The sequence below is a fragment of the Paraburkholderia aromaticivorans genome, assembly GCF_002278075.1.
GTDB classification, from domain to species: Bacteria; Pseudomonadota; Gammaproteobacteria; order Burkholderiales; family Burkholderiaceae; genus Paraburkholderia; species Paraburkholderia aromaticivorans.
Window position 1 is genome coordinate 2,781,326 of the sequence record NZ_CP022989.1, and the last position, 21,232, is coordinate 2,802,557.

19 protein-coding genes are annotated in these 21,232 nt (G+C 66.2%); 9 read left to right on the forward strand and 10 right to left on the reverse strand.

Features of this window, described 5'->3' with window-relative positions; all coding sequences use genetic code 11:
* Nucleotides 1-328 precede the first annotated feature (328 nt).
* From tsaB to CJU94_RS12750, 4 genes are read left to right on the forward strand one after another with little or no spacing between them, the layout of a single operon-like run.
* Entirely contained in the window at nt 329-1,141 is an 813-nt protein-coding gene (gene tsaB, locus CJU94_RS12735) for a tRNA (adenosine(37)-N6)-threonylcarbamoyltransferase complex dimerization subunit type 1 TsaB (protein WP_095418978.1), read from the forward strand.
* Nucleotides 1,138-1,632, forward strand: a complete 495-nt coding sequence (gene rimI, locus CJU94_RS12740; RefSeq protein WP_095418979.1) for a ribosomal protein S18-alanine N-acetyltransferase — start codon at nt 1,138-1,140, stop codon at nt 1,630-1,632. The genes tsaB and rimI overlap by 4 nt, the downstream gene beginning before the upstream one ends.
* Nucleotides 1,619-2,803, forward strand: coding sequence for a uracil-DNA glycosylase (locus CJU94_RS12745; RefSeq protein ID WP_095418980.1), 1,185 nt, complete (start codon nt 1,619-1,621; stop codon nt 2,801-2,803). Before rimI ends, CJU94_RS12745 begins: the two co-directional genes overlap by 14 nt.
* Nucleotides 2,800-3,816 carry a DUF1853 family protein gene (locus CJU94_RS12750; RefSeq protein ID WP_095420331.1) on the forward strand — a complete coding sequence of 339 codons (1,017 nt, stop codon included), beginning with the start codon at nt 2,800-2,802 and terminating at the stop codon, nt 3,814-3,816. The genes CJU94_RS12745 and CJU94_RS12750 overlap by 4 nt, the downstream gene beginning before the upstream one ends.
* Before the next feature lie 69 nt (nt 3,817-3,885).
* Here the strand turns inward: CJU94_RS12750 and thiD are convergent, their stop codons facing one another.
* Complete coding sequence (gene thiD, locus CJU94_RS12755) at nt 3,886-4,692, reverse strand: bifunctional hydroxymethylpyrimidine kinase/phosphomethylpyrimidine kinase (protein ID WP_095418981.1); 807 nt, start codon at nt 4,690-4,692, stop codon at nt 3,886-3,888.
* Between the two features lie 58 nt (nt 4,693-4,750).
* Nucleotides 4,751-6,058 carry a lysophospholipid transporter LplT gene (gene lplT, locus CJU94_RS12760; RefSeq protein ID WP_091793303.1) on the reverse strand — a complete coding sequence of 436 codons (1,308 nt, stop codon included), beginning with the start codon at nt 6,056-6,058 and terminating at the stop codon, nt 4,751-4,753.
* 218 nt (nt 6,059-6,276) lie between these two features.
* On the opposite strand from lplT, the gene alr reads away from it, so the two are divergent.
* The 3 genes from alr to CJU94_RS12775 all read left to right on the forward strand — a co-directional run bounded on the left by alr (nt 6,277) and on the right by CJU94_RS12775 (nt 9,224).
* Complete coding sequence (alr, locus tag CJU94_RS12765) at nt 6,277-7,347, forward strand: alanine racemase (protein ID WP_095418982.1); 1,071 nt, start codon at nt 6,277-6,279, stop codon at nt 7,345-7,347.
* Between the two features lie 79 nt (nt 7,348-7,426).
* Complete coding sequence (gene radA, locus CJU94_RS12770) at nt 7,427-8,803, forward strand: DNA repair protein RadA (protein WP_095418983.1); 1,377 nt, start codon at nt 7,427-7,429, stop codon at nt 8,801-8,803.
* 142 nt (nt 8,804-8,945) lie between these two features.
* Complete coding sequence (locus CJU94_RS12775; protein WP_095418984.1) at nt 8,946-9,224, forward strand: DUF2866 domain-containing protein; 279 nt, start codon at nt 8,946-8,948, stop codon at nt 9,222-9,224.
* A 114-nt stretch (nt 9,225-9,338) separates the two neighbouring features.
* Here the strand turns inward: CJU94_RS12775 and CJU94_RS12780 are convergent, their stop codons facing one another.
* Entirely contained in the window at nt 9,339-10,397 is a 1,059-nt protein-coding gene (locus tag CJU94_RS12780; protein WP_095420332.1) for a CaiB/BaiF CoA transferase family protein, read from the reverse strand.
* A 121-nt stretch (nt 10,398-10,518) separates the two neighbouring features.
* Nucleotides 10,519-12,483 (reverse strand): ATP-binding cassette domain-containing protein, encoded by a 1,965-nt coding sequence (locus CJU94_RS12785; RefSeq protein WP_095418985.1) that lies wholly within the window; start codon nt 12,481-12,483, stop codon nt 10,519-10,521.
* 135 nt (nt 12,484-12,618) lie between these two features.
* Here CJU94_RS12785 and CJU94_RS12790 point away from each other — a divergent pair, with 135 nt between their 5' ends.
* Complete coding sequence (locus CJU94_RS12790; RefSeq protein WP_095418986.1) at nt 12,619-13,098, forward strand: glutathione peroxidase; 480 nt, start codon at nt 12,619-12,621, stop codon at nt 13,096-13,098.
* 350 nt (nt 13,099-13,448) lie between these two features.
* On the opposite strand, the gene cls is transcribed toward CJU94_RS12790, so the two are convergent.
* From cls to dapC, 6 genes are all read right to left on the reverse strand, one after another.
* Nucleotides 13,449-14,900, reverse strand: coding sequence for a cardiolipin synthase (gene cls / locus CJU94_RS12795; protein ID WP_095418987.1), 1,452 nt, complete (start codon nt 14,898-14,900; stop codon nt 13,449-13,451).
* A 143-nt stretch (nt 14,901-15,043) separates the two neighbouring features.
* Nucleotides 15,044-15,928, reverse strand: coding sequence for a 50S ribosomal protein L3 N(5)-glutamine methyltransferase (gene prmB / locus CJU94_RS12800; RefSeq protein ID WP_095418988.1), 885 nt, complete (start codon nt 15,926-15,928; stop codon nt 15,044-15,046).
* 16 nt (nt 15,929-15,944) lie between these two features.
* On the reverse strand, nt 15,945-17,084 hold the full coding sequence (gene dapE / locus CJU94_RS12805; protein ID WP_095418989.1) for a succinyl-diaminopimelate desuccinylase: 1,140 nt from the start codon (nt 17,082-17,084) through the stop codon (nt 15,945-15,947).
* A 158-nt stretch (nt 17,085-17,242) separates the two neighbouring features.
* On the reverse strand, nt 17,243-17,608 hold the full coding sequence (locus tag CJU94_RS12810) for an ArsC family reductase (RefSeq protein ID WP_095418990.1): 366 nt from the start codon (nt 17,606-17,608) through the stop codon (nt 17,243-17,245).
* Nucleotides 17,608-18,435, reverse strand: a complete 828-nt coding sequence (dapD, locus tag CJU94_RS12815) for a 2,3,4,5-tetrahydropyridine-2,6-dicarboxylate N-succinyltransferase (protein ID WP_095418991.1) — start codon at nt 18,433-18,435, stop codon at nt 17,608-17,610. The genes CJU94_RS12810 and dapD overlap by 1 nt, the downstream gene beginning before the upstream one ends.
* Nucleotides 18,436-18,506: 71 nt before the next feature.
* On the reverse strand, nt 18,507-19,724 hold the full coding sequence (gene dapC / locus CJU94_RS12820; RefSeq protein ID WP_095420333.1) for a succinyldiaminopimelate transaminase: 1,218 nt from the start codon (nt 19,722-19,724) through the stop codon (nt 18,507-18,509).
* A gap of 437 nt (nt 19,725-20,161) precedes the next feature.
* On the opposite strand from dapC, the gene CJU94_RS12825 reads away from it, so the two are divergent.
* Nucleotides 20,162-21,157: a DMT family transporter gene (locus tag CJU94_RS12825; RefSeq protein WP_095418992.1), complete on the forward strand. Its 996-nt coding sequence runs from the start codon at nt 20,162-20,164 to the stop codon at nt 21,155-21,157.
* Nucleotides 21,158-21,232 lie beyond the last annotated feature (75 nt).

Consider the following 21,232-nt stretch of genomic DNA (forward strand, 5'->3'; position numbering starts at 1 on the left):
CCAACCAACAAGCGGAACCGTCCAACCCGCAACCCGAACCATCCAAGGCACAGGCCGAACCATCCAAGGCGCTGGCCGAACCATCCAAGGCGCTGGCCGAACCATCCAAGGCGCTGGCCGAACCATCCAAGGCGCTGGCCGAACCATCCAAGGCGCTGGCCGAACCATCCAAGGCACAGGCCGAACCATCCAAGGCACCGGTCGAACCATCCAAGGCACCGGCTGAACCACCCAATGCACCGGCCGGAACATACAAGTCGCTCCCCCAGACACCCACGCCGCAAGCCAAACCACATTTGCGCGCGCAGTGCCGATTACAATACGGTCCATGACTCAAACTGTGCTCCTCGCCCTCGATACCTCGACCGAATTCTGCTCGGTAGCGCTTGTGTCGTCCGCCGGCCACGCCGCCGGCGCAGCACCCGGAGAAACGCGCGCCGAACCGCGCGTCTGGGTGCGCCACGAGCAAACCGGCGCGGTTTCCAGCACGCGCCTGCTTCCCGCCATTCGCGAACTGTTCGACGAAGCCGGCCTGAAACTGGCGGACTGCGACGCCGTCGCTTTCGGCTCCGGTCCGGGCTCGTTCACCGGCCTGCGCACGGCGACCGGCGTCGCGCAAGGCTTGGCGTTCGGCCTGAACCTGCCGGTCGTGCCGGTCAGCACGCTGCTCGCCTGCGCCGAAAGCGCCCGCCTGCGGGATCCGTCGGTCACGCGCGTGCTCGCCGCGCTCGACGCCCGCATGGACGAAGTCTATTGGGCCGACTACGCGTGGGACGACGCACAAGGTGAGTGGCGCACCGTGCAGAGGGCTTCGCTCGATACGCCGGACCGGCTCGTTTTGCCCGATGTCCCATTCACGCTGGCCGGCAACGCCGCCGCGGCCTTCGGCGCGCGGCTGCCCGCGCTTGCCGCGGCGCGCCGGGTCGACGGCGAAGCGCTGCCGCATGCCGTGCCGCTTGCCCACGCCGCGCTGCGCGCGTTGCGTGCCGGCCGCACGGTGCCCGCCGACCAGGCCGCGCCGGAGTACGTGCGCGACAAGGTGGCGCAGACCACGGCCGAGCGGGTCGCCGAGAAAGCCGAGAAAGCTGAAAAAGCCGCCCGGCTCGCGCACGATGCAACTCACGGCGAGGGCCGGCAATGAGTGGCGTGTTGCTCGCGGACCGGTATATGTCGCCGATGACCGAAGGCGATCTGGACGAAGTCGCCGCCATCGAGAAAATCGCTTATGAATTTCCGTGGAGCCGGGGCAATTTCGGCGACTCGCTGCGCAACGGTTACTTCGGCGTCTGTCTGCGCCACGTCACCGGCACGCTGATCGGCTACTGCGTGTTGATGCCGGTCGTCGATGAAATGCATCTGCTCAATCTGTGCGTGACGCCTGCGGCGCAAGGCGCCGGCGCCGGACTCGCGCTGCTGCGCGAAGCGGTGCGGATCACCCGCGCCGAAAAGCTCGACGGTCTGTTGCTCGAAGTGCGGCCGTCGAATCATCGGGCGATCCGGTTGTACGAACGCTTCGGTTTTGCTTCGATCGGACGGCGCAAAAACTATTATCCGGCGCGGCATCGCAGCCGGGAGGACGCCATCGTGATGCGTTTCTCGTTTGCCACGGAGGGCGCAGATGGCGCTGCATGAATCGGTACTGGAAGAGTTCGGACTCGCGCCGTTATGGGTGCGTCGTGGGATGGCGGCGGCTCAGGAACCCGCTGCCGCGGAAGCACGAGCCGAAGCCTTAGCCGGGCAGGGCGCTGGCGACGTGGCCGGCCCGGGTGCCCGTCGCGACGATGTGCGCGGCGCGGCGCCGGAATTGGGGGCCGTCGCGCGCGCGCAGGCAACCGCGCCGGCCGCCGCGCGCACGCAGGACACCGCGCCGCCCGCAGCGCGCACACGGGAAACCGCGTCGCCCGTCGCACGCGGGCAGGAAACCACGCCGCGAGGCGTGCGCGCCGGCGAGGCACAACGGGCCGACGCCGCGGCGGCACAAAGCGAACACCCCGCGCGGCCTGCGCACGAGGCGGCACAAGCGGCGCGAGAACAGGCGCCGATGCCCGCTGAAACGCGTCAGCCAAAGCCTCAGCCGCAGCAGCCGCCGCAGCCATCGCGTTCGCCCGAACCACCCGCATTCGACGCACCGCCGGACGACGATTTCGCCTGGTTCGACGACCTGCCGAGCCACGCGCCCACGGACGCCCCCAGCGAAGCGCCCGCTGCCCCCGCGATCCACACGCTCGACTGGGACGCGCTAAGCGAGCGCGTCGCCGCCTGCCGGCTTTGCCGGCTCTGCGAGAAGCGCACGAACACGGTGTTCGGCGTGGGCGATCGCGCTGCCGACTGGATGCTGATCGGCGAAGCGCCGGGCGAGAACGAGGACCGCCTGGGCGAGCCGTTCGTCGGCCAGGCCGGCAAGTTGCTCGACAACATGCTGCGTTCGCTGACGCTCGCGCGCGACACCAACGTCTATATCGCGAACGTGATCAAATGCCGGCCGCCCGGCAACCGCAATCCGGAGCCGGACGAAGTCGCGCGTTGCGAGCCGTATCTGCAACGTCAGGTGGCGCTCGTCAAGCCTAAGCTGATCGTCGCGCTCGGCCGCTTCGCCGCGCAAAGTCTGCTGAAAACCGACGCGAGCATTTCGTCGCTGCGCGGCCGTGTGCACGAATACGAAGGGGTGCCCGTGATCGTCACCTACCATCCGGCGTATCTGCTGCGCAGCCTGCCCGACAAGGCGAAAGCCTGGGCCGACCTGTGCCTCGCGCGCGACACGTGGCGCGCGGCGGGCGGTATGCCGTCGAACCCGTCGACGTGACCGCTGCCGGAGAGCCCGCGGCCGGTTCGAGCGGCGCGCCTGGCGTCGGTGCCGCGCGCCGCGCTACGCTGCTCGACACTTTGCATGATCCGGCCGTGCGCGATCTGGCGTGGTTGCTGATCAGTGCCGATCTGTTGCGCCCGCAACCACCTGTCGGCGTGCTGGCGAATCCCTTCGATACACCGCAGGAAGTGGAGGCAACCGTCGACTGGCTGCGCGCGCTCGACGCCGCGCCCGAACCCTTGCATCACGACCTCGCGGCGACGCGCATCACGCGTCTTGGCCGCTACGCCGAACGGCTGCTCGGCTGGTTCCTCCAGCATGGACCGGCGGCGCGGCTGGTGGCCGCGGGCGTGCCCTTGCGGCGCGCGGGCGTCACGCTCGGCGAATGCGATTTTCTGGTTCAGACGCGGCGCGGCGCGCGTCTGCATTGGGAACTGGCCGTGAAGTGCTATCTGCATGCCGGCGACGGGCACGCGCAGTTAGCCGCGCGGTTATCCGACTACGTCGGCCCGAACCTGAAAGACCGTTTCGACCTCAAGCTCGCCCACGTGCTGAATCATCAGTTGCCGTTGAGCGCGCGTGAGGAGTTTGCATCGGTCGGCTATCCGGGGCCGTGGACGCCGCGGATGTTCATTAAAGGCTGGCTGTTTTACCGGCACGGCGAAACCCCGCTCGATGCTGTCGAGCTCGATCCGACGCATGCTCGTGGCTGGTGGGTCACGCGCGGCGATTGGCCGGCGTTCGCGGCGGCCCATACGCAGAAGTGGCGAACCTTGCCGCGGCTCGAATGGCTCGCGCCCCGGCGGCATTCAGCCGATGAGGCGCAGGCCGCGGGATTGATTTTCGTCGATGCGCAAACGCTCGCCGGCCAAACGTCGCATCAGCACGGCCCGGCGATGGTCGCCGCGTTCACCGAGGACAGCGCGGGTAATCTGGTCGAGCATTCGCGCGGCTTTATCGTGCCGGACGAGTGGCCCGAGCAGGCCCGAAATTACGCGCGGCAGCAGTAGGGGAGCGGCACACGTGTACGACGGCCGACGCGGCCGACCCGGCCGGTCTGCCCCTGCCCGCGGCGCTCCTCACCACCATCGATAGAAATGATGCACCGGCCCGACGCCGCTACCGACGTCGAGTCGATCGCTCGCTTGCAGCGCGCCGGTCAGATACTGCTTCGCATCGGCGACGGCGCTCGCCAGATCGCCACGTTGCGGAATCAGCGCCGCGATCGCGGACGACAGCGTGCAGCCCGTTCCATGGGTATTCTTCACCGGCACGCGCGGGCCGCCCAGGCGCAGCGCACCGCTTTCCTGCACCAGCCAGTCGGGACTGTCCGCCGCGCTCAGATGGCCGCCCTTCATCAGCACCGCGCGTGCGCCGAGCGCGCGCAGCGCTTCGCCTTGCTCGACCATGCCGGCTTCGTCGGTCGCGGCTTGCACGCCGAGCAACGCGGCGGCTTCCGGCAGGTTGGGCGTCAGCAGATCGGCGAGCGGCAGCAATTCGTCGCGCACCGCCGCGACCGCGTCCGGCAGCAGCAACGCGTGATTGCTCTTGGAAATCATCACCGTGTCGAGCACGATGTGCTTCGGCTTGTGCCGGCGCAGCGCGTCGGCCACGGCGCGCGCGATCGGCGCGTTCGCCAGCATGCCGATTTTTACGGCGTCGATGCGGATGTCGTCGAACACCGCGTCGAGTTGCGCGGTGATAAAGCCCGGGTCCGGCGCATGAATCGCGGTCACGCCGCGCGTGTTCTGCGCGGTGAGCGCGGTGATGACGCTCGCGCCGTAGGCGCCGAGCGCCGAGAACGCCTTGAGGTCGGCCTGAATACCGGCGCCGCCGCCGGAATCGGAACCGGCGATCGTCAGCACATTGGGAATCGGTTGAGTCATGACAAAGCGAGGAGGGAGAAGGGCGCGGGCTCCGGCATGAGCGGACGATCCGCGCGGGTCAGTGCTTGGCTTCGCCGATCAGCGCGACCGAGTCGAACGCGCGCTGATTGGCCTGGTGACGCCGCATGACGAACCACATCATCACGCAGACGAAGGTGCCGAACAGCACGATCACCGCGGTAACCGGCACGTCGAGCCACACCAGCACGGCGTACAGGCACAGCATCACGAGCACGGAAAGGTTTTCGTTGAAGTTCTGCACGGCGATCGAGTGACCCGCCGACAGCAGCACGTGACCGCGATGCTGGAGCAGCGCGTTCATCGGCACGACGAAAAAGCCCGACAGGCCGCCGACGATCATCAGGAACACATACGCGACGATCAGATAGCCGGGCACGTGCATGCGGCCGAAATAGAGACCCCAATGGGCCGGGAACAGGTCGCGCGTGTAGAACGCCATCAGCATCACGGCGATGCCCATCATGATGCCGACCGGCAACACCGAAAGCGACTTCTTCAACGGCACGCGCGAGGCCGCGAAAATCGCGCCGGCCGCCACGCCCACGGCGACCACCGCCTGCAGGATGGCCGCCTCGGAGAGCGACATGCTGAGCGACACCTCGGCCCATTTCAGCACGATGAACTGCAGTGTCGCGCCGGCGCCCCAGAATAGCGTGGTGACGGCGAGCGAAATCTGCCCCAGCTTGTCGCGCCACAACACGAGGAAACAGTCGGCGAAATCGGTGACGAGCTTGATCGGGCCGCGTTCCTGCTTCGGATAGCGCGCGCCCGTGTCGGGAATGCGCAGATTGAACAGCGCGGCGATCACGTAAATGACCATGATGACGAGCATCGCCGCCTCGGCAGGCGTATTGACGGTGGGAATGTGATGCCGCAGGATCGGCGCGGCGATGTGCGGGCTGATGAGCGCCCCGCCGAGCACGGTGCCGAGAATGATCGAGCCGACGGTCGTGCCTTCGATCCAGCCGTTCGCGGCCACCAGCCGGTCAGGTGGCAGAAGTTCCGTGAGAATGCCGTATTTGGCGGGCGAATAGGCCGCCGCGCCGAAACCCACGATGCCGTACGCGATCAACGGATGCGCGCCGACCAGCATGGTGATGCAGCCGACCACCTTGATGGTGTTGGTGACGAACATCACGCGTCCTTTCGGACGGGAGTCGGCGAAGGCGCCCACGAAGGCGGCAAGAACGACGTACGACAGCACAAAGAACAACTTGAGCAGCGGCGTCATCCAGTTCGGGGCGTGAAGATCTTTCAGCAGTGCGATAGCGGCGATCAGAAGCGCATTGTCGGCCAGCGACGAAAAAAACTGCGCGGCCATGATGGTGTAAAAACCTTTTTTCATCTGATGCGATGCTGTCCTCGCTGCGGTCTGTCCGCCCCGGCCGCTGGTTGATAGTCCGGGCTTATGCCGTTCGAAATGGGTTGTGCGCACGGCTTTATATCACGAAAATAGCTGGATTCGGACTAGCAAAATCCTTGATCGCACCGCCCAGCGGGCTGCCGAGCGCTGAAAACGCCCTGTAAGCCGCTGATTCGCAAGCGTCTTTACGAAAATATCCCATGCCGCGCCCCCTTTCAGCCACGATTCATACCGCCGCTCTCGCCAACAACCTCGCCGTCGCCCGGCGGTACGCGCCGAAATCCAAAATCTGGGCCGTCGTCAAGGCCAATGCCTACGGGCACGGCCTTGCACGCGTTTTTCCGGGCCTGCGCGCAACCGACGGCTTCGGGTTGCTGGACCTCGAAGAAGCCGTTAAGTTGCGTGAATTGGGCTGGGCCGGCCCGATTCTTTTGCTCGAAGGCTTCTTCCGTCCGACCGATATCGACGTGATCGACCGTTACAGCCTGACCACCGCGCTGCATTCGGACGAACAGTTGCGCATGCTCGAAATGGCGCGCCTGTCCAAACCGGTCAACATCCAGTTGAAGATGAACACCGGCATGAACCGCCTCGGTTACACGCCGGAGAAGTTCCGCGCCGCGTGGGAACGCGCGCGCGCCTGCCAGGGTGTAGGCCAGATCACCTTGATGACGCATTTTTCGGACGCCGACGGCGATCGCGGCGTCACCTATCAGGTCGAGGCGTTCGAGCGCGGCGCGCAGGGCATTGCCGGCGCGCGCAGCCTTGCCAATTCGGCGGCCACGCTGTGGCATCCGGCCACGCACTTCGACTGGGTGCGCCCGGGCATCATCATGTACGGCGCGTCGCCGTCGGGCGTCACGGCCGCGATCGAAGGCACGGGGCTGCAACCGGCCATGACGCTCGCCTCGGAACTGATCGCCGTGCAAACGCTCAACGAAGGCCATACGGTCGGCTACGGGTCGTCGTTCAAGGCGCGCGGCTCGATGCGCATCGGCGTGGTGGCGTGCGGCTACGCGGACGGCTATCCGCGCGTCGCGCCGGAAGGCACGCCGGTGATCGTCGACGGCGTGCGCACGCGAATCGTCGGGCGCGTCTCCATGGACATGCTGACCGTCGACCTGACGCCGATTCCGACCGCCAACGTCGGCTCGCGCGTCGAACTGTGGGGCAACGCGCTGCCGATCGACGACGTCGCGCAGGCGTGCGGGACCATCGGCTATGAGCTGATGTGCGCCGTGGCGCCGCGCGTGCCGGTGCGCGCGGAGTAATAGCGCGGGCGGCGCGCAGGGCAACGGCTCGCCCATTGAACGTTTCAATCCAAAGAACAGCAACACAGGCAACGAGCGCGTGGCTAAACCCAAGACGGTGTACATCTGTAGTGAATGCGGCGGGCAATCGCCGAAATGGGCCGGTCAGTGCCCCTCGTGCAATGCGTGGAACACGCTGGTCGAGTCGGTGGCGGAGGCGCCGTCCACGCACCGCTTCCAGTCGCTCGCGAAGAGCGCGCCGGTGCGCCGTCTCGCCGATATCGAGGCGTCCGACGTGCCGCGCTTTTCCACCGGCGTGAGCGAATTCGACCGCGTGCTCGGCGGCGGTCTGGTGCCGGGCGGCGTGGTGCTGATCGGCGGCGATCCGGGTATCGGCAAATCGACGCTGTTGCTGCAGTCGCTCGCGGAAATCGCCGCCGACAAACGCGCGCTTTATATCAGCGGCGAAGAATCGGCCGCGCAGATTGCGTTGCGCGCGCAACGACTTTCGTTGCTCGAGCCGGGCTCGAAGGCGAGCGAGCTGCAACTGCTGGCGGAAATCCAGCTCGAAAAAATCCAGGCGACGATCGCCGAGCAGCGACCGGACGTCGCGGTGATCGATTCGATCCAGACGGTCTATTCCGACGCGCTGACCTCCGCGCCGGGCTCGGTCGCGCAGGTGCGCGAGTGTGCGGCGCAGCTTACGCGAATTGCGAAGCAGTCGGGCACCACCATCATCATGGTCGGCCACGTGACCAAGGAAGGCGCGCTGGCTGGGCCGCGCGTGCTCGAACACATCGTCGACACGGTGCTGTACTTCGAGGGCGACACGCATTCCTCGTATCGTCTCGTGCGCGCGATCAAGAACCGCTTCGGCGCGGTGAACGAGCTCGGCGTGTTCGCCATGACCGAGCGCGGCTTGCGCGGCGTGGCCAATCCGTCGGCGCTGTTTCTGTCGCAGCACGAACAGTCGGTGCCGGGCTCCTGCGTGCTGGTGACGCAGGAGGGCACGCGACCGCTGCTGGTCGAAGTGCAGGCGCTCGTGGACGCCGCCAACGCGCCCAATCCGCGGCGTCTTGCGGTCGGTCTGGAGCAGAACCGGCTTGCGATGTTGCTGGCGGTGCTGCACCGGCATGCCGGCATCGCGTGTTTCGACCAGGACGTGTTCCTGAACGCGGTGGGCGGTGTGAAGATCACCGAGCCCGCCGCCGACCTGGCCGTGCTGCTCGCGATCCACTCGTCCATGCGCAACAAGCCGCTGCCCAAGGGCCTGGTCGTGTTCGGGGAAGTGGGCCTCGCCGGTGAGATCCGGCCGTCGCCGCGCGGGCAGGAGCGTCTGAAGGAAGCCGCCAAGCTGGGCTTTTCGGTCGCGGTGATTCCCAGGGCCAACGCGCCGAAGCAGCCGATAGAAGGCTTACAGGTCGTTGCGGTCGAAAGGATCGAACAGGCCATCGACCGGGTCCGCACGCTCGAATAGACGGGCGTCGGGCGCGCTGGCGCGCCCGACGCGCCGTAATGGCCCGTAAATATCTCCATATTGGCTGTAACCTACCCGACATTCCTTTTTCCTAAGCTGCAAGGGTTTGCATCCCTTCTGATGCCCGAAAAAGGATCGCGCCTTGAAACAGTCATATGAAACCGTGGCCGAGCGGCCGATACAGGTGCGCGGCTGCCGCGTTTCCGCGCCAATTCGCCAGCCGTGGGGCGGTGCCTGCCGGATCGTCGAGTGGATCGACACGGCGGGTCAGATTTCGCGACGGGTGGTGGCCGAAGACGCCACGGCCGCCGAAGTCCGCGCGACGATCGACCGTCATGTGGAAGGCCGCAAGCACATGCTGTACGACGACGAAAAGACGCCGCGGCAGACCTTGCCGCGACAGACTGCCACGCGGCGTTGAGGTTGTTCGGGACAAAGAGACCCGAAAACGGACGCGCGGCGCGTCGACCTTGGCGCATCGACCTTGCTTTGCCGGTCAATCCGGACAGGACCACAGCGCGGGTTCACCGCCACGTTACCGGATCGACCGGTCTTCCTCTTCTTCACCGCTCAAGTACGCCGCATCGTCAAACGGCGGATTGAACAGCGGATGCCGCGCGGCTTCGGCCGCCGTCAGCACCGGCGAGACACAGCAGTCGAGCGCCTCCAGCATCGCAACCCATTCTGCCAGCGCGCGCTTGCCGATGACCTCGGTGAGTTCCTGCGTGAGCGCGGCGGCGTCCGGGCCGCCGATGGCCTGGCCGAGACTCCAGTGGCGCGTGGCCCATTCGGGCCGGTCGAGCGCCATGCAGAGCGTTTCCCAAAACTTCAATTCGAGCGCGCCGACCGCGAGCCAGCGGTTATCCAGCGTGCGGTAGAGGTTATAGCAGGGCACGCCGCCATTGAGCAGGCTGGTGCCGGCGGCCGGCGCCTCACCTTCATTGGCGAGCGCGACCTGCGCCACGATGTTGTGCGCGTAGGTGACGTGCGTCATGGAGACATCCACGAAGCGGCCCGTCCCGCCACGCGACACATGCCACAGCGCCGCGAGAATCTGCGTGACCGCGCTCAATGCGCCGCCGAGCAGGTCGGCAATCTGGAAGTTCGGCAGGATCGGCGCGCCGTCACGGCCCGCCAGTTGATCGAGCACGCCCGCGTAGCCGATGTAGTTCAGATCGTGACCGGCATGGTCGACGAACGGACCGCTCGCGCCGTATCCGCTGATCGCGCAATAGACCAGCCGGGGATTGGCCGCGCGCAACGTTTTGTAGCCGAGGCCGAGCCGCTCCATCACGCCGGGCCGGAAACTCTCGATCAGCACGTCCGCTTCGGCCGCGAGCGCGCACAGCACGTTGCGTCCCGCCTCGGATTTGAGGTCGAGGCGCGTTTCGCGCTTGCCGCGATTCACCAGCCGGTAAAACGCGCCGGGCCGCCCGGCCACGCGGTCGCTCGACGACTGCATCATGGTGCGGGTCGGGTCGCCGGCACCGGGTGCTTCGATCTTCAGCACGTCGGCGCCCAGTTCGGCAAGCCGCAAGGCCGCAACCGGGCCAGGCAGCAGGCGAGTCAGGTCGAGTACGCGCAGCCCCTGCAGCGCGGGCGGCGCGGCGCCGGCCGATGACACGGCCGCTGCCGCGGGCGTTGAGCCTGATGATGTCGCAGAAGACAAAGCCAACCTCTCGTCGATGCCGGCGCGGACCTGAAACCGCGTGCCGCTAGCCGATTTGTTCGAGTTCCTCGTGTGTCTCGAGCCATTCGGCTTCGAGCGCTTCGAGGCGCGCGTTCACATCCGCCTGACGGCGGATCGCCTCCGTCAGTTTGCTTTTCTGTGCGGGCTCGTAACTCGCCGGATCGGCGACGAATGCATCGAGCGTCGCTTTCTCCGCATTGAGCGCGTCCATTTCTTTTTCGATCTTCGTGATCCGGCTTTGCAGCGGTTTTTTCAGGTGCGCGAGCTTCTGCCGCGTTTCGGCTTCGAGGCGCCGCTGTTCCTTGCGGTTCACGCCGCTATCCGCGCCGCCGTCGCTTCCGCTTGCCCCATTGCCGCCGTTAGACCCGGCGCCCGCCTTGAGCGCCGCGCGCTGTTCGGCCGCGTGTTGCAGCAGCCAGTCGCGGTAGTCGTCGAGGTCGCCGTCGAACTCCTGCAGGCGATGTTTCGCAACCAGCATGAATTGATCGGTGGTGGCACGCAGCAGATGCCGGTCGTGCGAGACCAGGATCAGCGTGCCTTCGAATTGCGCGAGCGCCATGGTCAGTGCGTGACGCGTTTCGAGATCCAGGTGGTTGGTCGGTTCGTCGAGCAGCAGCAGGTTCGGCTTTTGCCAGATGATCAGCGCGAGCGCGAGACGGGCTTTCTCGCCGCCGGAGAAGGGCGCGATCTTCGAGGTCGCCATCTCGCCGGAAAAGTTGAAGCTGCCGAGGAAGTCGCGTAACTCCTGCTCGCGCGTATCGGGCGCGAGACGCGCGAGGTGCTGCAACGGCGTGTCGTCCGGCCGCAAGGTTTCGAGCTGATGCTGCGCGAAGTAGCCGATGCGCAGCCCCTTGCCTTCCCGCACGTGGCCGCCGAGCGGCTCGAGCGTGCCGGCGAGCGTCTTGATCAGCGTGGACTTGCCCTGGCCGTTCGCGCCGAGCAGGCCGATGCGCTGGCCGTTCTGGATGGACAGCATGACGTGGTCCACGATCGGAATTTCGACACTGGGTTCGCCTTCGCTGCGATAGCCGCAACGCACGTCTTCCATCACCATCATCGGATTCGGCGCGGAATCCGGCGTGCGGAACTCGAACGTAAACGGCGAGGCCGCATGCGCCGGCGCGATCAGCTCCATCTTTTCCAGCGCCTTGACGCGGCTTTGCGCCTGGCGCGCCTTGGTAGCCTGCGCCTTGAAGCGGTTGATGTAGCTCTGCAGATGTTCGACCGTGCGCTGCTGTTTCTCGTACGCGCTTTGTTGCAGCGCGATCTGTTGCGCGCGCAGCACTTCGAATTGCGAGTAGTTGCCGCCGTAGCGCTTGATCTGCTGCTGCTCCAGATGCAGCGTGACATTGCAGACCGAGTCGAGGAATTCGCGGTCGTGGGAGATCACGATCAGCGTGCCCGGATAACGGGCCAGCCAGTCTTCCAGCCAGACGATCGCGTCGAGGTCCAGGTGGTTCGTCGGTTCGTCGAGCAGCAGCAGGTCGGAGCGGCACATCAACGCCTGCGCGAGATTCAGACGCATGCGCCAGCCGCCCGAAAAGCTGCTGACCGGCTCGCGTGTCTGGTCGAGCGTGAAGCCGAGGCCGAGCAGCAACGCTTCGGCGCGCGCGGGCGCGGTGTAGCCGTCGGCGTCGGCGAACGCGGCGTGCGCTTCGCCTTCGGCCGCGCCGTCATGGGCGGCGGAGGCGGCGGCAATGCGCGCTTCGATCGCGCGCAGCGCGGCGTCGCCATCCAGCGTGTAGGCGAGGGCGGTCTTGTCCGCGGCGGGCGTTTCCTGCGCGACGTGAGCGATCTGCCAGGTGGGCGGGATCGAAAAATCGCCGCCGTCCGCGTGCAGCTCGCCGCGCAGCACGGCGAACAGCGTCGACTTGCCCGCGCCGTTCGCCCCCACCAGGCCGGCCTTTTCGCCGGGGTTGAGGGTGAACGTGGTGTGGTCGAAGAGCGGCTTGGTGCCGCGCGCGAGGCTGAACTGGTTAAAGCGGATCACGAAGAGGCCGGCTGGAGAAAACCGCTATTTTAGACTGCCGGGGCTGACACCGGGCGCGCAACCGGGGTCGGCCATTCGGCCGACTGTACCGGCGAAGCTTTTGGCATAGACTGACGGCTTTCACGGGGGGAGCCCATGACATCGATTTATTCGTTCTCGGCACGCACGCTCGGCGGCGAGGAAGTGAGCCTCGAGCAGTATCGCGGCAAGGTTTTGCTGATCGTCAACACGGCGAGCGAATGCGGCTTCACGCCGCAATACGCCGGCTTGCAGAAGCTGTACGACACCTACGCGGCGCGTGGGCTCACGGTACTCGGGTTTCCGTGCAACCAGTTCGGCAAGCAGGAGCCGGGCGACGCCGCGCAGATCGGCAGCTTCTGCGAGAAGAACTATGGCGTGACGTTCCCGATGTTCGACAAGGTCGAGGTGAACGGTGCGAACGCGCATCCGCTGTTCCGTTATCTGACGGGCGAGGCGCCGGGCCTGCTCGGTCTCGAGGCGATCAAGTGGAATTTCACCAAGTTCCTGATCGACCGTGACGGCAACGTGGTGAAGCGCTACGCGCCGCTGACGAAGCCCGAAGCGATTACCGAGGATATTGAAAAGCTGCTGTGAGAGGCCGCGGGAATCATGGGTTGGCTGTGCGTCATGGGAGAACGCAGTGCGCTCGCGGCATGGGCGAGGCTGCCGCTATCGCGCCACGGCTGATGCAAATGCTCTCGCGTAATGGCTAAGGCGGGCGCTTTCGCGTCATGGCCGAGGCCACTGCGCTCGCGGCATGACTAAGACAGCACTAAGACAGGTGCTCCGACGCGTCGCGGCTGCAGTTCAAGGCCGCTACGCCCTTAGCTAACCCTGAGGCACGGCACCCGGGTTCGACGGCCCTGAATCGCCGTTTTCGCGCGGCTGCGAATCCGGCCTCAGGCAGCAGCGGCGGGCCGGACTTGCCCGGCGCAACGCGGCCCCTACAGAATTGGCGAAAAGAGCCGCGCCACATGCATCAGCACGCGCTTGAACGCGCTTGCCTGCCGGTATTCGTTGCGGTCGATTTCACTCGACTTTGCGAAGTCGGCCAGCAGCATCGTTTCGACCTCTTCGGCAAAGCCGCGATCCACGGTCAGCACCATGATTTCGAAGTTCAGCCGGAACGAGCGGTTGTCGAGATTGGCGCTGCCGACCGCCGCGGCCACGCGGTCGATCAGCACGACCTTCTGATGCAGGAATCCGGGCTGGTAGCGGAAGATCCGGATGCCGGCGCGCAGCGAGTCATACGCATACAGTTTCGAGGCGGCGAACACGACGAGGTGGTCGCGCCGGCTCGGAATCAGAATGCGCACGTCCACGCCGCGCAGCACCGCGAGCCGCAACGCGGAGAACACCGCTTCATCGGGGATCAGATAGGGCGAGGTGATCCAGATCCGCTCGCGCGCCGCATTGATCGCTTCGACGAAAAAGAGCGAGCAGGTCTCCTGCTTGTCCGCCGGGCCGCTCGGCACCACGAGGCAGTGCATGCCCTGGCTGGCGGCGGGGTCGGTGGCCGGAGCGGGCGGCATGTCGAACTCGGGCAACTGCTGTGTGGCCCAGTGCCAGTCTTCGGTGAACACGAACTGGATGCTGGCGACCGCCGGGCCGCGCACCTCGATGTGCGTATCGCGCCATGGCGAAAGCGGCGGCTTGCCGCCGAGATATTCCACGCCCACGTTGTGTCCGCCGACAAACGCGCGTTCGCCGTCCACTGAAACGATCTTGCGGTGATTGCGGAAGTTCACTTGCAGCCGGTTGACGAAGCGGCGATGGGTGGCGAACGGATGCGTCTCCACGCCGCCCGCGCGCAGCGCCGCCACATAGCGGCGGGGCAGATCGAAGCTGCCGATGCTGTCGTACAGGAAATAGACGCGCACGCCTTGTTGCGCTTTGGCGATCAGCGCGTCTTTGAGCATCTCGCCGAGCGCGTCGTCGCGCACGATGAAGAACTGCACGATGATGTAGCGGCGCGCATTCTCGATCGCCTCGAAGATGGCTTCGAAAGTCGCCGCGCCGTTGACCAGCGTGCGCACCGTATTGCCGGGCAGAAACGGCATGCCGCCGAGGCGCGTGAGCGAATGCACGAGCCTGCCGCCGAGCTCCAGCGTGGGCACGCTCGCCGACGAGGCACGTGCTTCCCACTGCGGCGGATGTGCGCGCGCGCGCAGCAGTTCGTTTTCGACGCGGCGCGCGTCCGCGTAGCCGGCAAACTTGCTGCGGCCGAGGAACAGATACGGCACCAGCGTCAGATAAGGCATCGCGACCAGCGACACGGCCCACGCAATCGCGCCTTGCGAGGTGCGGGTGTTGAGAATCGCATGGCACGCGGCGACCACGCCGAGAATATGGCAGAGGCCGACCAGCGTGCCGATGTGAAGCAGGTCGAATTGCATAGGCGGACGAAGGGTTGGCGAGGGGCTGCCCGTGCTGAATCGATGAGCGCCGGGAAGCTGACCGCGCTTATCTTACCGAACGCGCGTGCTTTCGGGGCGCGCCGGGCGAGCTTGCTGGTTTCGTGCGCGAATGCGGCGGAACTTCAGACCGGCAAATCGGCAGCCTGAATCAGGAACACGTTGTCGTCGCCGGCACTGGTCGACAGCCAGACCAGATCGAGCCCGCCGAATGCCGCCTCCACGTGCTCGCGCTCATTGCCGATTTCGATGACCAGCACACCGTCGTCGGTCAGCCAGTTGCGTGCTTCGGAGATGATCCTGCGCACGATGTCCATACCGTCGGCGCCGCCCGCGAGCGCCATGGCCGGCTCGTGCCTGTATTCGGCGGGCAGTTCCTGCATCGACGCCGCGTTCACGTACGGCGGGTTGCTGATGATCACGTCGTAACGGCGCTCGGCGAGCGGCGCATACAGATCGCCCTCGAACAGGGCGATGCGATCGTCGAGCTTGTAGTCCGTGACGTTGCGCACGGCGACTTCCAGCGCGGGCGCCGACAGATCCACGGCGTCGATGTCCGCGTTCGGAAACGCATGGGCCGCGAGAATCGCGAGGCAGCCGGAGCCGGTGCACAACTCCAGCACGGCGCTCACCTGTTCGGGATCTTCCACGTAGGGCTGCAACCCGTCCTGCAACAGTTCGCCGATGAACGAGCGCGGCACGATCACGCGCTCGTCTACGTAAAAGCGAAAGCCGTGCATCCACGCTTCATGCGTGATGTAGGCGGCCGGCACGCGTTCGGCGGCGCGGCGCTCGATCACGTTCAGCACGGCGTCGATTTCGGCGGCGCTCAAACGCGCGTCGAGAAACGGCTCCAGCAGATCGAGCGGCAGATGCAGCGTATGCAGCACCAGATAGGCGGCTTCGTCGTAAGCATTGGCCGAGCCGTGGCCGAACGATAGATCAGCCTGGTTGAAGCGCGAGACCGCAAAACGCAGCAGGTCGCGAACGGTGGAAAACGGGAGCGTCATCGCAATAGTCCTTGGGTCACGCAATCAGTTGTTCGAGCACGCGGCGGTACACGTTCTTCAGCGGCTCGATGTGTGCGACTTCGATATGTTCGTCGATCTTGTGGATGCTGGCGTTCAGCGGGCCGAATTCGATCACCTGCTTGCAGATGCGCGCGATGAAGCGGCCGTCCGAAGTGCCGCCGGTGGTCGACAGCTCGGTGGTGACGCCGGTTTCGTCCTTGATCGCCGTGGCGAGCGCGTTCGACAGTTCGCCGCGCGGCGTGAGGAACGGCAGGCCGCTCACGGTCCATTGCAGATCGTAGTCGAGCTCGTGTTTATCGAGAATCGCGCGCACGCGGGCCTGCAGACCTTCCACCGTGCTTGCCGTCGAGAAGCGGAAGTTGAACATCACGTCCGCATGGCCGGCAATCACGTTGGTCGCGCCGGTGCCGCTGTGAATGTTCGACACCTGCCACGTGGTGGGCGGGAAATATTCGTTGCCGTCGTCCCAGCGCTCGGCCACCAGTTCGGCCAGAGCGGGCGCGAGCAGATGCACCGGATTCTTCGCCAGATGCGGATAGGCGATATGGCCTTGCACGCCCTTGACGATCAGCTTGCCCGACATCGAACCGCGCCGGCCGTTCTTCACCATGTCGCCGAACCGCGCGCTCGAAGTCGGTTCGCCGACGATGCAGTAGTCGATGCGCTCGCCGCGCGCCTGCAAGGCCTCGACGACCTTCACGGTGCCGTCGGTGGCGGGGCCTTCTTCGTCGCTCGTGATCAGGAAAGCAATGGAGCCGCGGTGCGCCGGGTGCGCCGCGACGAACTCCTCGCTCGCCACCACGAAGCCCGCGATCGACGCTTTCATGTCCGCCGCGCCGCGGCCGTACAGTTTGCCGTCGCGATGGGTCGGCTCGAACGGCGCCGAGTGCCATTGTTCGAGCGGGCCGGTCGGCACCACGTCGGTATGGCCGGCGAACGCGAGCAGCTTGCCCGCGGTGCCGTCGGCGCCGCGTTTGACGGCCCACAGGTTGGTCACGCCGTTCGATTCGATCGTCTCGTGCTCGAAGCCGAGCGCGGCCAGGCGTTCGATCAGGAGGCGCTGGCAATGCTGGTCGTCGGGCGTGACGGACGCGCGCGCGATCAGTTGTTCGGTAAGGGCGAGGGTGCCGGACATGGATTCGATACAAGCCACTTTGAAATGAAAAAATGCCGGCTGGCGGTGGGGCACCGCAGCCGGCAACAGCTTTTGAGCCACGCGGCCGAGGCCGCGTTTTACTGCGTGTTGCGTTCGCTCAGGCTACCGATCATGCGCATTGAAGCACGCGCACAGGATCATGCGAACAGCGCCGCGTAGTCGTCCGCGGAAAAACCGAGCGACTTGACCCGCCCGTTGACCACCAGCACCGGCCGCTTGATCACCGACGGCTTGTGGATCATCAACGCGATCGCGCCCGACTGCGTGTCCGCGGCCGCCTTCATGTCGTCGGACAGCGCGCGCCAGGTGGTGCCGCGACGGTTCAGCAGCGCGTCGAGCTTCACGTCTTTCAGCCAGTCCTGCACGAGCGGCTCGGTCACGCCGTGCTTCTTGAAGTCGTGGAACTCGAACTCGACGCCGTGCTCTTCCAGCCACACGCGGGCTTTCTTCACGGTGTCGCAGTTCGGGATGCCGTAGACGACGGTCTTGGTGCCGCGCGCCATCAGTCGCCTCGCAGCAGCTCGTTCAGGCCGACCTTCGCGCGCGTCTTGGCGTCGACCTTCTTGACGATCACGGCGCAGTAGAGGCTATGCGAGCCGTCTTTCGACGGCAGGTTGCCCGCCACCACCACCGAGCCCGCCGGAATGCGGCCATACGTGACTTCGCCGGTTTCGCGGTCGTAAATCTTGGTGCTCTGGCCGAGGTACACGCCCATCGAGATCACCGAGTTTTCTTCGACGATCACGCCTTCCACCACTTCCGAACGCGCGCCGATAAAGCAGTTGTCCTCGATGATCACCGGGTTCGCCTGCAGCGGCTCCAGCACGCCGCCGATGCCCACGCCGCCCGACAGGTGCACGTTCTTGCCGATCTGCGCGCACGAACCGACGGTGGCCCACGTGTCGACCATCGTGCCTTCGTCCACGTATGCGCCGATGTTGGTGTACGACGGCATCAGCACGACGTTCTTCGCGATGAACGAGCCGCGCCGCGCGATGGCGGGCGGCACCACGCGGAAGCCGCCGGCGGCGAAGTCTTCAGCGGTGTAGTTGGCGAACTTCGACGGCACTTTGTCGTAGAACTGGGAGTAACCGCCGGCCGGCATCGGTGCGTTGTCTTCCAGGCGGAACGACAGCAGCACGGCTTTCTTCAGCCATTGATTGACGACCCAGTCGCCGTCTTTCTTCTCGGCGACGCGCAGCAGGCCCTTGTCCAGTTGCTCGATGGCGTGGGCGACGGCTTCGCGCACGTCGGCCGGCGCGGCCTTCGGCGACAGTTCGGCGCGATTTTCCCAGGCGGTGTCAATGATCTGCTGAAGGTGTTGCGACATATGCGTGCTTTATCGAAGAGTTGAGGTCTGAAGAAGGGAATGCGGTGCGCGGAGGTTGCCGTTGACGCAACTCAACCCGCCAGCGCGCGGCAAAAGTCGACGATCCGCTGCGCGCCCTGCGTGCATTCGTCGACGTCGGCGACGAGCGCCATGCGCACGAAATTGCGGCCGGGGTTCACGCCGTGCGCAGTGCGCGCGAGAAACGAGCCCGGCAGAACCGTCACATTATAGTCGGCGTAGAGGCGCTGGGCGAACTCGGTGTCCGTGAGGCCCGTGCGCGAGACGTCCGCCCACAGGTAGAACGCGGCGTCCGGCAGGCGCACGTCGAGCACCTCGGCGAGCATCGGCGTCACGGTGGAAAACTTCTGTACATACTTCGCGCGGTTCTCGCGCACGTGCGCTTCGTCGTTCCAGGCCGCGATGCTGGCGCTCTGGAACACCGTCGACAGGGCCGCGCCGTGGTATGTCCGGTACAGCAGGAAGTCCTTGAGAATCGCCGCGTCGCCCGCGACGAAGCCCGAGCGCATGCCCGGCACGTTCGAGCGCTTGGACAGGCTCGACAGCATGACGAGCCGCTCGAAACCGCGGCCGAGCCGGTGCGCCGCTTCGAGGCCGCCGAGCGGCGGGTTGGCTTCGTCGAAATAGATTTCGGAGTAGCACTCGTCCGAGGCGATCACGAAGCCGTAGCGGTCCGACAGCGCGAACAGCTCGCGCCAGTCGTCGAGCGTGAGCACGGCGCCGGTCGGATTGCCGGGCGAGCAGACATAGAGCAGTTGCGTGCGCGCCCAGATCCCGGCCGGCACCGCCGAATAGTCGCAGGCGAAGTTGCGCGCTGGATCGCTATTGACGAAGTACGGTTGCGCGCCCGCGAGAATCGCCGCGCCTTCGTAGATTTGGTAGAACGGGTTCGGACAGAGTACGATCGCAGGCTCGCCGTCGGCATTCTTTTTCGGATCGAGCACGGTTTGGGCGAGCGCGAACAACGCCTCGCGCGAACCTGATACCGGCAGCACCTGGGTGGCCGGATCGACCGGCGGCAGGTGGTAGCGCTGCGTGACCCACTTCGCGATCGCCTCGCGCAAGGCCGGCGTTCCGATCGTGGCCGGATACGCGGACAAGCCGCCGAGCGAGGCCACCACGGCGTCGCGGATCAGCGCGGGCGTGGGGTGTTTCGGTTCGCCGATGCCAAAGCTGATATGCGCGAGGCTGGCGTTCGGCGTGACGTCCGCGAACAGCGCGCGCAGTTTTTCGAATGGATAGGGCTGAAGGGAGTCGAGTAGCGGGTTCACGGGCGGATCGAGCCTGATCGAAGATGAGCGCTGATGGATGCGGGAAAAGCGGAGCACGCGGGCCGGCGTCAAGCGCGCCGGCCGAGCGCGCCAAACGCGCCAGACAGACGGCCGCAGCGGCGAGCGGATGATTATAGCGTGGTGCGCGGGGCGCGTCGGCCATACGGCGGAGCAAACCGCCGCCGCGCGCCGCCGCGCGGCGCATGCCAGCGCAGCGGACCAACAACATCGCGCCGGTGAACCACGGCGCAACCCGCCAGGCGGCGCAGGCAATGCGCTGCAGCGGGAACGACGCGAACCGCGCACGGTTCGTGCAAGAAAGAAGCAGGAGCAGCAATGGTTGCAGCAGTCCCGGAGACACTCGGACCCAGCAGGCGCAAGAACGCCGCGGTCCTCGGCGGGAACCCCGCGAACGGCTCCGCAAGGAGCCCCGCACCATGACCAACTGGCTTCGCAACGGTTGGCCGACGCTCGCGATCATGCTGGGCGCGTCGGTGTGGGGAATGATCTGGTATCCATTGCGCATGCTGAATGCGCTCGGCGTGACGGGCACGGCGGCCAGCGCGCTCACGAGCGGCGCCGGCTGCCTGTTCGTGCTGCTGGTGCGTTATCGCGCGCTCAGAACCGTGCGCTGGCACTGGCTGCTGCCGGCTCTCGCGCTCGCTGCGGGGATTACCAACCTCGGCTTCGTGTGGGGCTCGATTCACGGCCAGGTGATGCGGGTGCTGCTGCTGTTCTATCTCACCCCGGCGTGGACCGCGCTCTTCGCGCACTTCATCCTGCATGAACGGCTCACGTGGTCGGGCGCGGCTCTCGCCGCGCTCTCGCTCGCCGGTGCGATGACCATGCTGTGGTCGCCGCAACTGGGCATTCCCGTGCCCGGCAATCTCGCCGAATGGGCGGGCCTCGCGGGCGGCATGGGCTTTGCCATGAGCAACGTGTTGATTCTCAAGACGAGCCGCGTGCTGCCTGACATGAGGCCGGAAATGCGCACCGCGACGATCTTCGGCGGCGCGGCGATTTTCAGCGCCTGCGCTTCGCTGTTCGAGGCAATGCCCGCGCCGCCCACCGGCGCGCGTCTCGGCACGGCCGCGTGGCTGGTGCTCGGCCTCGGCTTCCTGCTGGCGTCGAACAATATGCTGGTGCAGTACGGGCTCGCGCGAGTGCCGGCCAACCGGGCGTCGATCATCATGCTGTTCGAGATCGTGGTCACGGCGTTGTCGGCCTGGCTCTTCGCCGGCGAGATGCCCGGTTCGCGCGAATGGGCGGGCGGCGTGTGCATTGTGCTGGCTTCGGCGCTCTCCAGTTGGGTGCATCGGACCAGGTCCATGCCGCCCGATCCGGCCATTCAGGACGCGAGCTCCGCCAATGAACGCGATGCGGACCCCGGCGAGCACAAGGACGGCAAGAACCGCCCACGCGCGATGGTATGATTGCCCCTCATTGGCCGGCGCATGCGTGAGCGCGTGAAGCCGGCGCCCGTGTCCCGAGGGTTCGCGGGGGTTCGC

Bases quoted from the DNA above. Each gene is read 5' to 3' on its own strand.
- tsaB (WP_095418978.1), top strand. From the start codon at position 329: ATGACTCAAACTGTGCTCCTCGCCCTCGATACCTCGACCGAATTCTGC.
- rimI (WP_095418979.1), top strand. From the start codon at position 1,138: ATGAGTGGCGTGTTGCTCGCGGACCGGTATATGTCGCCGATGACCGAA.
- CJU94_RS12745 (WP_095418980.1), top strand. From the start codon at position 1,619: ATGGCGCTGCATGAATCGGTACTGGAAGAGTTCGGACTCGCGCCGTTA.
- thiD (WP_095418981.1), bottom strand. From the start codon at position 4,692: ATGACTCAACCGATTCCCAATGTGCTGACGATCGCCGGTTCCGATTCC.
- lplT (WP_091793303.1), bottom strand. From the start codon at position 6,058: ATGAAAAAAGGTTTTTACACCATCATGGCCGCGCAGTTTTTTTCGTCG.
- alr (WP_095418982.1), top strand. From the start codon at position 6,277: ATGCCGCGCCCCCTTTCAGCCACGATTCATACCGCCGCTCTCGCCAAC.
- CJU94_RS12790 (WP_095418986.1), top strand. From the start codon at position 12,619: ATGACATCGATTTATTCGTTCTCGGCACGCACGCTCGGCGGCGAGGAA.
- cls (WP_095418987.1), bottom strand. From the start codon at position 14,900: ATGCAATTCGACCTGCTTCACATCGGCACGCTGGTCGGCCTCTGCCAT.
- prmB (WP_095418988.1), bottom strand. From the start codon at position 15,928: ATGACGCTCCCGTTTTCCACCGTTCGCGACCTGCTGCGTTTTGCGGTC.
- dapE (WP_095418989.1), bottom strand. From the start codon at position 17,084: ATGTCCGGCACCCTCGCCCTTACCGAACAACTGATCGCGCGCGCGTCC.
- CJU94_RS12810 (WP_095418990.1), bottom strand. From the start codon at position 17,608: ATGGCGCGCGGCACCAAGACCGTCGTCTACGGCATCCCGAACTGCGAC.
- dapD (WP_095418991.1), bottom strand. From the start codon at position 18,435: ATGTCGCAACACCTTCAGCAGATCATTGACACCGCCTGGGAAAATCGC.
- CJU94_RS12825 (WP_095418992.1), top strand. From the start codon at position 20,162: ATGACCAACTGGCTTCGCAACGGTTGGCCGACGCTCGCGATCATGCTG.